General features: G+C 73.2%; 8 protein-coding genes. 5 read left to right on the top strand and 3 right to left on the bottom strand.

The window, feature by feature from the left end; genetic code table 11:
- The 4 genes from MR1_RS16460 to MR1_RS16445 all read left to right on the top strand — a co-directional run.
- On the top strand, nt 1-609 hold a 609-nt coding region (locus MR1_RS16460), incomplete at its 5' end, for an arsenate reductase/protein-tyrosine-phosphatase family protein (RefSeq protein WP_067249452.1).
- A 104-nt stretch (nt 610-713) separates the two neighbouring features.
- Nucleotides 714-1,307: a hypothetical protein gene (locus MR1_RS16455; RefSeq protein ID WP_067249448.1), complete on the top strand. Its 594-nt coding sequence runs from the start codon at nt 714-716 to the stop codon at nt 1,305-1,307.
- Nucleotide 1,308: 1 nt separating this feature from the next.
- A complete protein-coding gene (locus tag MR1_RS16450; protein ID WP_067249445.1) occupies nt 1,309-6,243 on the top strand; it encodes a PKD domain-containing protein in 4,935 nt (1,644 codons plus the stop codon).
- Between the two features lie 113 nt (nt 6,244-6,356).
- Nucleotides 6,357-7,643, top strand: a complete 1,287-nt coding sequence (locus MR1_RS16445; protein WP_157518317.1) for a hypothetical protein — start codon at nt 6,357-6,359, stop codon at nt 7,641-7,643.
- A gap of 30 nt (nt 7,644-7,673) precedes the next feature.
- On the opposite strand, the gene MR1_RS16440 is transcribed toward MR1_RS16445, so the two are convergent.
- Nucleotides 7,674-8,981: a lipopolysaccharide biosynthesis protein gene (locus MR1_RS16440; protein ID WP_157518316.1), complete on the bottom strand. Its 1,308-nt coding sequence runs from the start codon at nt 8,979-8,981 to the stop codon at nt 7,674-7,676.
- 170 nt (nt 8,982-9,151) lie between these two features.
- Between MR1_RS16440 and MR1_RS16435 the strand changes: the two genes are divergently transcribed.
- Complete coding sequence (locus tag MR1_RS16435; RefSeq protein ID WP_067249435.1) at nt 9,152-10,507, top strand: tyrosine-protein kinase domain-containing protein; 1,356 nt, start codon at nt 9,152-9,154, stop codon at nt 10,505-10,507.
- Nucleotides 10,508-10,566: 59 nt separating this feature from the next.
- Here MR1_RS16435 and MR1_RS16430 read toward each other — a convergent pair whose 3' ends face one another.
- Nucleotides 10,567-11,421: an O-fucosyltransferase family protein gene (locus MR1_RS16430; protein ID WP_067249432.1), complete on the bottom strand. Its 855-nt coding sequence runs from the start codon at nt 11,419-11,421 to the stop codon at nt 10,567-10,569.
- The gene (locus MR1_RS16425; protein ID WP_306304934.1) at nt 11,418-12,563 is read right to left on the bottom strand and encodes a glycosyltransferase; all 1,146 of its coding nucleotides are present in this window, start codon (nt 12,561-12,563) and stop codon (nt 11,418-11,420) included. Before MR1_RS16425 ends, MR1_RS16430 begins: the two co-directional genes overlap by 4 nt.
- Nucleotides 12,564-12,590 lie beyond the last annotated feature (27 nt).

Below are 12,590 nucleotides of genomic sequence, written 5' to 3'. Positions count from 1 at the left end.
CGGGCGGATCTCCTCCTGCTGTGTGAGGCGAACGTGTGCCGTTCGCCGCTCGCGGAGCTCGTGATCGCCCGTCGCCTCGGCGCGCACGAGGCGCTCGCCGAGGTCGAGGTCGCCAGCGCGGGGGTCCGCGCGGAGGGCGGGCACGCCGTGTGCAGCCGCGTGCGCCGCGTCGAGACCGACCAGGACTGGGCCGACCGGACTTCGGCCCACCGCTCCCGTCCCGTGGACGCGGCCGACCTCGATGCCGCCGCCCTGGTGCTGACGGCGTCCCGCGCCGTGCGGGCGGGCGCGGTGTCCCTGTCGCCCGCCGCGCGCCGACGGGTGTTCACCGTGCGCGAGGCGCTGTGGCTCGCCGACGGGATGACCCTCCCGCGGGGAGAGGGCAGGGATGCCGTGGCGGCGCTCGCCGAGGCCCTCGATGCGCGCCGCGGACTGCGTCCTCTGCCGGGAGCGCGCCGCTCCTTCCTGCGTCGTCGCGACACGGATCCTCTCGACATCCGGGACGGACATGTCCTCGGCGGGACGGCGCACGAGCAGACCGTCCAGGACGTCGTCGAGACCTCCGGCCGGATCGCCGGGCTCCTGATCGACATATCGGTATCGCCTTAAGGGCTTTCGTGCGGTAAGCTCCGGACAGCGGTCGTGGGGGCCGCTTACTGGGGAACAGAAAACTGGGGACTCTCGTGGACCGTCAAAGGTGCACGCGTCGAGCCGTGCGCTCGTCGTCGGCGTCGATCGCCATCATCATCACCGCGCTCGCCGTGCCCGCGCTCGCGGGCTGCTTCGCGGCGCCCGTCTCGGGCGCCGGCGCGACGCCGTCGGCCTCGGCCGAACCGTCGCCGAGCGCCTCGTCCATCCTTCCGCCGGGCGCGGATCCGACGCCGACGGACGGGCCGCTGGAGCCGGCGCCGCTGCCGACGCAGGAGGCTCCGCTGGACCAGCCGATCGCGTTCGACACCGGGGTCACCCTGCGCATCGACACGGTCGAGGCCATCGAGGTCACGGCCGAGACGCCCGGCGAGGTCTCCGGATCGGCGGTGCGGGTCACCGTCACCGCCACCAACGACTCCACCGAGGACCAGACCGTCGAGTCCGCCGTCGTCTCCGTCGTCGCCGCGGACGGCGCGCTCGGGATCGGCACCTCGGCGGGCGAGCCCGATCCGTTCGCCGGCGCCATCGCGCCGGGCGACGCCAAGACCGCCTCGTACGTGTTCATGCTCGACGACGCCGCGGGTCGCGACGTCGTCGTCTCCGTCAACTACGCCGCCGGTGAACCGGTCGCCGTCTTCACCGGAAAGGTCTCCTGACATGGCGAACACCCGCCGTCCCGGCCTCCGCACCGCCCTCGGCGGCCTCGTGGCCGCCGCCCTCGCGCTGGGCGCCCTGGCCTCCGCACCGACGGCCGCCTCCGCGATCGAGCCCGTCCCGACGACCAAGGCGCCGTTCGAGCAGCGCAACGGCGACGTGGCGACGGCCGATCCGCAGCCGACCGTGCAGATCGACTCCGGCTACGTCTGGGCGCAGGCGACGATCGGGAACACGGTCTACGCGGTGGGCAGCTTCTCGAACGCGCGGGCGCCCCAGGCGGACCCCGGCACGCAGCTGACCCCGCGGGCCAACGTCCTCGCGTACGACATCACCACCGGCGACCTGCTGCCCTTCGCGCCGCAGGTCAACGGGGTGGTGAAGGCGGTCGCGGCATCGCCGGACGGGAGCCGGATCTACATCGGGGGCTCCTTCAACCAGGTCAACGGACAGGCGCGCTGGGGGCTGGCGGCGCTCGACGCCCGCACCGGCGAGCTCGTGCCCGGCTTCTCGCCCGCCGTCGGCGGCACCGGGGTCTTCGGCATCGCGGTCACGGCGGACTCGGTCTACGTCGCGGGATCCTTCACCCAGGCCAACGGCGTGGCCCGCAAGAACCTCGCCGCGTTCGCCTCCTCGAACGGGGCTCTGCGGTCCTGGGCGCCCACCACCGATCTCCAGTCCGATGCGATCGTCGTCGAGCCGGGCGGGGCGCACATCGTCGCCGCCGGGCGCTTCGGCACCGTCAACGGCGTGACCCAGCGCGGACTCGTCGCGCTGGACCCGACGACCGGAGGCATCGACACCGGCTGGCTGGCGCCGAAGACGGTGAAGAACGGCGTCTCCTCGGGGACGTCCGCCGGCAAGGCCGGGATCTTCACGCTGGCCACGGACGACAGCGCCGTCTACGGCACCGGCTGGGTGTACGCGAGCGCGGACGTCGGGAACCTCGAGGGCGTCTTCGCCGCCAACGCGGGCACCGGGTCGGTCCGGTGGGTCTCGGACTGCCACGGAGACCACTACGGCGTGTACTCGACGGGAAAGACCGTCTACGCCACCTCGCACACGCACGCGTGCGAGACGGTGAACCTGTGGCCGGAGCAGAACCCCCGCGCCTACCGCTACATCGAGGCTTACACGACCGACGCGCGCGGCACGCTGACCCGCAGCGCGACGGCGGGAAGCACCTACGCCGACTGGAGCGGGACCCCGTCGCCGTCGGCCTACGCCTGGTACCCGGACTTCACCGTGGGCACCGCGTCGGGGCTCGGCCAGGCCGGCCTGTCGATCACCGGTTCCGGGGACTACATCTCGGTCGCGGGCGAGTTCACGAGTGTGAACAACCAGCGCTTCCAGGGCATCGTGCGCTTCTCCACGAAGCCGGCGACCGGCGCGAAGCAGGGCCCGCGGCTGTCGGGCTCCTCGTGGACCGCGACCGGAGCGACCAGCGGCCCGGGACGCACCCGGGTGACCGTCCCGCTGAACTGGGACCGCGATGACCGGGACCTCACCTACGAGCTCCTGCGTGAGGGCGTCGCCGAGCCGGTGGCGCGCAAGACCGTGCCGTCGGGGTGGTGGATGACCGGGAGCGTGTCGCTCGACGACGCCGGCCTCACGGCCGGGGCGAGCTACACCTACACCGTGCGCGCGGTCGACGGGGACGGCAACGCGGTCACCAGCTCGAGCACCACCGCGGCGGCGGGGGCCGGCGTCTCATCGCCCTACGCGGACATGGTCCTCAACGACGGCGCCGAGCTGTACTACCCGCTCGGGAACGACACCAAGGACTGGGCGGGGACGAACCCGCCGCTGTTCGGCACGGGTGCGACGAGCACCTCGCCCGGCGCGGTGGCGGGTGTCACCGGCGAGCGCGCGACCAAGCTGAGCGGGACCTCCAGCGGCCGTGTCAGCAGCACGAACGCGCGGACCGCGGACAACGACTTCTCCGTGGAGCTGTGGTTCAAGACGAACACGACCCGGGGCGGCAAGCTCATCGGGTTCGGCAACTCCCGGACGTCCTCGTCCTCCCAGTACGACCGCCACGTGTACATGCAGAACAACGGCCGCCTCACGTTCGGCGTCTACCCGGGCAGCACGGCGACCATCAGCTCGACCGCGTCCTACAACGACAACGCGTGGCATCACCTCGTGGCCTCGCAGAGCGCGGCGGGCATGGCGCTCTACGTGGACGGTCAGCTCGTCGCGCAGAACGCCGCGGTGACCACCGGTGACGTGTACTCGGGTTACTGGCGGATCGGGGGCGACACACTGTCGAGCTGGCCGAATGCCCCGAGCTCGGCGTACTTCGCCGGCACCGTCGACGAGGTCGCGGTGTACGCCACCGCCCTGACCGCCTCGCAGGTCTCGACCCACCGGGCGACCGGGCTCGCCATGACGGCGCCGACGGCGGCCTTCACGCCCACGGCACAGGATCTCGGGCTGAGCGTCGACGCGTCGGCGTCGCAGCCCGGGGACGGCTCGCCGATCACCTCCTACTCGTGGACGTGGGGCGACGGCACGGCGAACGGCACCGGCGCCACGGCGACGCACACGTACGCCGCGCCGGGGGAGTACACCGTGACGCTCACGGTCACGGACCAGCGCGGGCTCACCGGGACGGTGTCGCAGAAGGTCGTCGCCAAGGCGCCGAACGTGCCGCCGACCGCGTCGGCGACCGTGTCCGCCACGGGGCTCACCGTCGCCGCCGACGGGACCGGATCGACCGACGCCGACGGCCAGATCGCCGGCTACGACTGGGACTGGGGCGACGGCACCGCGCACGGCACCGGCGCGACGGCGACGCACGCCTACGCGGCGCCGGGCGACTACACCGTCACCCTGACCGTCACGGACGACCGCGGCGGGGTGGCCACGAAGGCCGTCCCGGTCACCGTGACGCACGCCGATCCGGTCGCCTCGTTCGCGCTCGCCGCGGAGGCGCTGACCGTGTCCGCGGACGCCTCCGGCTCCTCCGCCTCGGACGGCGCGACGCTCGGGTTCGCGTGGGACTGGGGCGACGGGGAGACGTCCGAGGGCGTCACCGCCCAGCATGCCTACGCCGCACCCGGTGCGTACACCGTGACGCTGACCGTCACGGACTCGATCGGCGCCTCGGCGACGAAGACCCGGGACGTCACGGTCGAGGATCGCGTCTTCGCCGTCCGCGACGACTTTGAGCGCTCGGTCCCCTCGGGATGGGGAGCCGCCGAGGTGGGCGGGACGTACTCGGCCATGTACGGGTCGGCGGCGAACGGCTCGGTCTCGGGCGGACGCGGCGTGCTGACCCTGCCTGCGGGGCAGACGCGCAACATGGCGCTGGCGTCGACGCCGCTCACCAACGCCGTGATCGACGTGTCCTACTCGCTCGACCAGGCGCCCTCCACGGGCGGATCGTACGTCGGGGTGGCCGCTCGCCAGTCCGCGAACGCCGACTACCTGACGCGGGTCTGGCAGCGCTCCGACGGCACGCTGTGGCTGGTGATCCAGCGCAGCGGCACGATCCTCGCCACGAAGGCGCTCGGCACCCCGTGGGCCGCGGGGGACGTCTTTCGCCTCCGGGTGGAGGTCTCCGGGACCTCGCCGACGACGATCTCGGCGAAGACCTGGAAGGACGGCGCGGCGGAGCCGGGATCATGGCAGATCACCGCGACCGACTCCACCGCGGCGCTGCAGCAGGCCGGGTGGATCAGCCTGCACGCGTCCCGCGGTGGCGCCGCCACGACGACCGGCGCGTTCTCCTTCGACGGGCTCCGCGTGGTCGACACCACGCCGGCGCCGAACCAGCCGCCCGTCGCCGCGATGACGGCGACCGCGACGGGGCTCACGGTGGCGGCGGACGGTTCGGGATCCACCGATCCCGACGGGTCGATCGCGTCCTTCGCCTGGAACTGGGGCGACGGATCCCCGGACGGCTCCGGCGCTTCCGCCACGCACGACTACGCGGCGGCGGGGACCTACACGGTCACGCTGACGGTCACGGACGACAAGGGCGCGACCGCCACGGCCGCCCAGGCCGTCACGGTCGCCGCGGCCGAGGAGCCGCCGGGCAACCAGCCGCCCGTCGCGGCCTTCACCGCGACGGCGGCGGGGCTCACGGCGACCGTCGACGGCTCCGGGTCCACCGACGCGGACGGCACCGTCGCCGCGTACGCCTGGGACTGGGGCGACGGCACCCCCGCGGACGCGGGAGCGACGGCGACGCACGCCTACGCGGCGGCGGGCACCTACACGGTGACGCTGACGGTGACCGACGACAAGGGAGCGACGGGGACCACGACGCAGGAGGTCACGGTCTCCGGCGACGACCCGAACCCGGCGGGGAGCCCGATCGCGTCCGACGACTTCGGCCGGACGACGCCGACCGGGTGGGGGACCGCCGACCTGGGCGGCGCCTGGAGCGTGCTCTACGGCTCCGCCGCCGCGGCCTCGGTGGCGGACGGCGTCGGAAAGGTCTCCCTCGCCCCCGGCGACACGCGCAACCTCATGCTGAACGGCGTCTCTCTGCACGACGTGGAGCTGACGGCGGACATCGGCAGCGACGCGGCGCCGGGCACCGGCTCCGGATACGCCGGGCTCGTCGCCCGCGCCAGCGCCACGGACAACTACACGGTCCGCCTGTGGCTGCACACCGACGCCAGCGTGTGGGTCGTCGTCCAGAGGGGATCCACGGTGCTGACCGCCCAGCGCGTCCCTGGGCTGACCCGCGCCGCCGGCGACGTGTTCTCGCTCAAGGTGCAGGTGACCGGTGGCGCCTCGACCACCGTCTCCGCCAAGGTCTGGCGAGCAGGCACGGAGGAGCCGGCGGGCTGGCAGGCCACCGCGACGGACTCCGCAGGCCTGGACACCGCCGGGACCGTCGGCGTGCACACCAACCGCTCCGGAGCGGCCACGACCCCCTCGCTGATCACGGTGGACAACCTCCGGGTCACGGATCTCGGGTGAGCCTCGCCGCCGCCGCGGCCCGTCGGCCGGGCGGCGGATAGGCTCGGGCTGATGTCGGAGCGCACGGGGCTGGAGCACGCCATGGTGCCGGAGCATGCAGAGGGGGCCGCGGGGTGATGGGCGGGAATCTCGTCCTGGCCGCCGTCGGCGCCTGCTCCGCCGTGCTCGCGCTCCTGCTGTTCCGCGCCGCCCCCCGGGCGACGGTGATCGCCTGGGCCCTGGCGCTGTTCTTCCTCCCGGTCTGGGTCGGCGCGAACGTGGGCTTCTTCTGGTCCGTGGTCACGGCGATCACGCTCCTCGCGGTGGTCGCGGGGCTCAGTGACATCCGGCTGCACCCCGTGGACGCGGTGATGGCCGTGTTCGTCACCCTGATCGTCGCGCTGTTCGCCATGAAGGGCGCGACGCTCTCCGCCACCGTCATCGCCCTGCTCGAATGGGTCCTGCCGTATGTCTGGGGCCGGCTGGTCCTCGCCCGCGTGTCCGCGGACTTCGTCGTGCGGGTCCTCGCGGCGGCCGCGACGGTCGCCGCGGTCCTGGCGGTGATCGAGTTCGCGACCGGGACCAACGTGTTCTCGGAGCTCCCGCCGCTCAGCGAGTCGCTGTACGCCGAGTGGGGCCCCCTGCAGATCCGCGGCGGCCTGCTGCGCGTGGAAGGCGCATGGGGGCACTCGATCGCCTTCGGGGCGGCCATGGCGATGACCTCCGCCTTCCTCCTCGTCGTGCCCTGGCCGGTCGTCGTGCGCCTGCTCGCGCTGGCCGCCGTGGCGAGCGCCACGGTGATGACGTTCAGCCGGATCGGGATCATCACCCTGGTGCTGACCGTGGCGCTCGGCCTCGTGCTCCTGCCGGGGATCCCCGCGCGGCTGCGGTGGTGGGTGATCGGCGGCGGCCTCGCGGCCGCGGTCGCCGTCGTCCCGTTCATCGGCAGCGTGTTCCTCGACGCCGGGGACGAGGCCGGGGGCAGCGCGGACTACCGGGGCGGCCTGTTCGCGCTCATCTCGCAGGTGCAGCTGCTGGGGACGGCCGGGGATTGGACGGGGCTCACCGTCGGCGGCGACTATCTCGGCAGCTACGCCAACTCGGTGGACAACGCCTTCCTCGTCTTCGCCCTGCGGTTCGGCTGGCTGCCCTCGCTCGCCCTCATGGCGGCCCTGGTGCTCGTCGCCGTCATGGTGCTCCGGCGCCGGACGGCGACCCCCGCGGCGGTCGCCGTGGCGGCGCAGCTGCCGACCATGTTCGCCGTGGCGCTGATCACGCAGTTCGGGATGTACCTGTGGTTCCTCGTCGGCCTCGCGGTCGCATGGCGCGACCTGCGCGCATCCGGCGGCGACGGGACGGACCTGTTCGGCCGGGAGCGTGGCGCGCTCGACGCGCCCCTGCTCACCCGTTCCGCGCGCTGAGCCCCGCAGGATCCGCCGCCGGCGGGCGGGTCACGCCGCGGGAGCCCCGTAGAGCCGCGCGCGGTGCCGGCGGATGTAGACCCCGTACGGGATGATCTGGAACAGCAGGACGCTCGCGGCGTTGGCGAGCGGCGGCGCGCACACGCCCAGGAGCGGCACGAGGGCGAAGGTGAGTCCCACCGTGCTGACCGCCATGAGCAGCGACGGGAGCACCTGGAAGCGGAGACCCGGTGCGTCCATCATGAACATCCCGAGCGGATAGAGCACCGCCTGCAGCGTCACCATGGTGCCGAAGGACAGGATGATCCCGGCCGTGATCGGCACGTGGTCGTCGGCGATGAGCCCGAACAGCCAGGGACTGACGAGGAGGATCATCAGGGTCGCGATCGCGAGCAGCGCGCCGAAGACCGCCCCGAACAGGAAGGGTCCGCCGCGGATGCGTCCCGCCCTGCGCTGCGCGGCGAAACGCGGCCAGAGGGCGACCCCCGTCGCGGAGACCAGCGACTGCAGCGCGAAGAACACCTGCCCCGCGACGCCGTACTGGGCGATCGCGAGCGAGGACGCGGAGAAGGCGAGGATGTACCGGGGCGCGGTCATCGCGAGAGGACCGGTGAGCATCTGCGCGAGCATCGGCCAGCCGACGTCCATCACCCTCGCCCCGGGGTGGCGGCGGGGGAACGGGAGGGCGCGCAGGGACTCCGGCAGGAGGGGCCCGGTCAGCCGGACGGCGACGAGGAACCCGAGGGCCGCCACGAGCAGCGTCGCCGCGAAGGACCCGATCGCGAGGAACGGCCGCACCCCGTCGAGCCCCGTGCCCAGGAGCAGCCACACGATGAGGAGCGAGACCGGGGAGATCAACCCCTGGAGGAGGATGATGATCGGATTGCGCCCGAGCCCCAGGAGCACGCGCTGCCAGATCCCCAGGCAGATCGTCAGGCAGAGCACCGCCGTGCAGCAGAAGGCCGCCAGGCTGGCGTTCTCGATCCCCTCGGCGCCTCCCCCGAGCAGGACGCTCCATCCGTCGGTGAGCAGGAGCACGAGGTTCAGCGTGGCCAGCACTCCCGCGGTTCCCGCCATGATCCGCATCACGCTGCGGGTCTTCCGTCGCAGCAGCTCGTCGGAGCGGGGATCGTCGCTCTCCGCGAGCGCGTTGACGATCGCCGCGCCGGTGCCCAGGTCGCTGAAGGTGATGAGCCCGGGGATCGCGACGAGCAGGGAGAGGAAGGCGTAGTGCTCCACCCCCGCCTCGGTGATGACGAGGCGGGCCGAGAGCACGCCGCAGATCAGCGAGACCACCAGGGTGACCACGCGCGCTGCTGTCGACCAGAGTGCGTTCACGACCCTCCCCACAGGCCGCGCCCTACGGCATCCGGCGCCCGATCCGACGCCGAAGGACATTCTATCGCCGGGTCAGACGGTAGAATCGTGCGGAGGTCCGTCAGCGCGTCATGGGGGCGCGGGGAGCACAGCTCCTCCGGGGGAGAGACTGACGGCAACGGAGGCTTTCGGTGAAGTCGGAGAACTCGGCCTGGACGCTGGGGAGCGTCGTCGGTGCGCTGACCAAGTTCTGGTATCTGATCGTCGGGCTGACGATCCTCGGCGGTGTCGCCGGGTTCGCGGTGTCCGCGACGACGACGCCGCAGTTCGAGTCCCGCGCGACGCTCTTCTTCGCCCTGAACCAGGGCAACAGCGCGTCGGACCTGAACCAGGGCTCCACCTACACCCAGGGGCAGATGCTGTCCTTCGCGCAGATCGCGAGCTCGTCCCGCGTCCTCGGCGCCGTCATCGACGACCTCGGGCTGGATGCGACGCCGCGCGAGCTCGCACGGACGCTCGCGATCACCATCCCGCAGGACACCGCCATCCTCGAGGTGAAGGCGTCGTCGCCGGATCCGAAGGAGGCCGCCGAGGTCGCCAACGCCGTGTCGCAGGAGCTGTCCGACGTGGTGCGGGACGTGGCGCCGAAGGGCCCGGAGGGCGCCCCGACGATCACCGCATCGATCATCGACGAGGCCGTCGTGCCCGCCTTCCAGTCCTCGCCGAACAAGCCGCGTGACACGGTCCTCGCGGCCGTTCTCGGGCTGGTCGTCGGCATCCTGGCGGCGTTCGCGGTCGCTGTCGCGGACACGCGGGTGCGCAACGAGCGCTCGCTCGCCGCCGTGACCGACGCGCCGCTGCTGGGCACGGTCACCCGCGTCCGGGGCGGCGAGACGGGACTCATCGTCGTCCGCGAGCCGAAGGGCCATGTCGCCGAGGACTTCCGGCGTGTGCAGTCGGCGCTCGCCTTCGCGAGCCTGGACGGCGGCACCCGTCGTCTCCTCGTCACCTCCGCGACGCCCGGCGAGGGCAAGTCGACGTTCTCGGCCAACCTGGCCGCGACGCTCGCCGAGCTCGGCGAGGATGCGCTGCTGGTCGACGCGGACCTGCGCCGACCCCGCGCGGCGGAGATCTTCGGTCTCGAGTCCGCGGCCGGGCTCACGGATGTGGTCCGCGGAACCCTCACCCTCGAGGAAGCGGTGGTCGAGGGCGACGAGTCCCGTCCGGACCTGCTGCTGTCGGGCGACGTCCCGCCCAACGCGGCGACCATCCTCACCTCGCGCGCCTTCGAGACGATGCTCTCGGACGCCGCCGCCGAGCACGATGTCGTCATCATCGATTCTCCGCCGGTCCTGACCGTCGCGGACACCAACCTCCTGGCCCCGCTCGCGGACGGCGTCATCGTCGTGGTCGACGCGTCGCGGACCCGCCGGGCACAGCTCGCGGCGACGCTGCGCTCGCTCGAGGCGGCAGGGGCGCGCATCGTCGGGGTGGTGCTGAACAAGGTCCGCCTCGAACGCGGACGCCAGAGCTACTACACGGACTGAGCGGCTCGCGCCGCCGGCCGGGGGCGTCGGCCGCATGATCGCGGGTGTGCCGCGGCGGCTCACGCGGCGCGCGGTGCCCGGTCGGCGGGCCGCAACGGATCCGTCGCGGGCGGCAGCGCCCACCAGGCGCGGGTGTCCGCCGCCGGCTCCGTCGGCTTGTCGGTCGGTACTCTCAGATCGCCCAGGAACTGCGCCATCTCGATGAAGCTCGAGTGGTGCGGGCCGAGCAGGCGCGACGAAGCCGCCAGCAGGTAGAGGTCCACGATCGCGGCGCGCACCGCGGCGGTGGAGTTGTACGGCGCGTCGACCTCGTGAGCCACGGCGGTGGGGAACTGCTGCAGGAGCGTCCTCTTCACCTCCGGGACGTCGCAGGAGAGGTAGAAGCGCGTGCCGGGTCGCTCGGCGAGGATCGCGTGCATGCGCTCGGTGAACCAGGAGACCGGCGACGTCTGGGTCGTCTCCCGGTGGGACACCCGGTGCACGCGCAGCTGCACGCCCACGTAGGGGGCGGACGCGAGTCCGCCGTGCAGCCGGTGCACGGTCCGCGCGATCTCGTCGACGGGACGCAGCGCTCGCAGGTCGTCGGTCCACGATCCGGCCTCGGGCGGGAGGACCAGCTCTGCACCGGTCCGGATCTGGAGCACGGCGCGACGCGGCGCCTCCGTCAGGCGGTTGCCCACGTAACCGCTGAGCAGGCCCACGGCGCGGGAGGCCGCGCGCGAGACGCGCATCCCCTCGCGCCACTCCCAGAGGTCGGTGAAGGCGGGCTCGAACAGCGGGCCGCGCGGCCAGACGTAGCCGAAGCGGGCGTCGAGGAACCGCGCGTAGCGCGCGGCCCCGAGGGTCACCCGCAGTCGGTTGCCGAGCCCGGCGTCCGCACCGTTGTAGGCGACCACGAGCCGGGTGGCGCTCATGGCCGGCCTCCTCGGGCGGTGGCCGGCGAGAGGGCGGCGACGTCGCCGAGGACGGCCGTCGCGACCGCCCGGCGATACGACTCGGGAGCATGGCGTCGGAGCGCCTCGGCACGGCTGTCGGCGGTGCCCGCCACGACGGAGGGCCAGTCCTCGGCGATCTCCGTCAGCGCCTCGGCGATCGCCGTCGCGTCGTCCGGCTCCACGAGCCGGGCGGTGTCGTACCCGCCTGCGGCCTCGCGCAAGCCGCTGCCGTCACTGGCGATGACCGGGCGCAGAGCCAGGATGCCCTCGACCGCCGTGTTGCCGAAGGGCTCGTCCGTCCGCGAAGGGACGACGAGCACGTCGGCGGCGGCCAGGAACGGCCAGACATCCGGATGGAACCCGGCGAAGTCCACGGGGACGGCCTCGGCCGAGGCCTGGTCCCGCAGCTCCCGATCGAACCACTCGTACCCGGTGAACACCGATCCGAGGAGGGTCACATCCACGGCGCGACCGGCTTCGGAGAGCTGCGCGGCCGCAGAGATCAGGAGGTCCGGGCCCTTCCGCGGCGAGAGCCGGCCGACGTAGAGGACGCGCAGAGGTCCGTCGAGCCGCGCCCGCGGCGGTGCCGGTTCGGCGGGCGAGGCGACGCCGTTGTAGACCACGGCCGCGCGGCGGGCGAGGGGCGCCAGCGAGGCGGCGATCGTGTCCCACGCGAAGCGGCTGTTGACCAGCGCGCGATCGGAGACCAGGTGCGGCGCGTAGAGCGCCCGGTTCACCAGCCGGTTCGCCGACGCCTCCGCCTCATGGATGTGGCTGATGGTCCGCGCCCGACGCAGGCGCGACAGCAGGGGCCACTGCGGCAGGGTGAGCGTGGAGACGTACACGGCCTCCGGCCGCAGCCGGCGCAGCAGCCGCCATCCCGCCGCCCATCCGCGCAGCGTGTCGCGGGCGAGGGTCGGCCAGTTCCGGGGGCGCAGCAGAGCCTTGCGCAGCACGAGCATGGGGATCAGCACGACCTCGGCGCCGGCCGCGCGCAGCTCGTCGACGAGCGGCCCGCTCTCCGGGAGGGCGACGACGGTGCGCGAACCCCGTTCGCGCAGCCCGATGACGCTCTCGAGGAGCATGCGGTCGGACCCGAACAGCTCGGCGCCGGGATGCACGACCAGGACGAGCGGGGCGGACGCCCC

Source organism: Microbacterium resistens NBRC 103078 (assembly GCF_001552355.1).
Lineage (GTDB): Bacteria > Actinomycetota > Actinomycetes > Actinomycetales > Microbacteriaceae > Microbacterium > Microbacterium resistens.
This window is presented reverse-complemented; position numbering and strand designations above follow the sequence as displayed.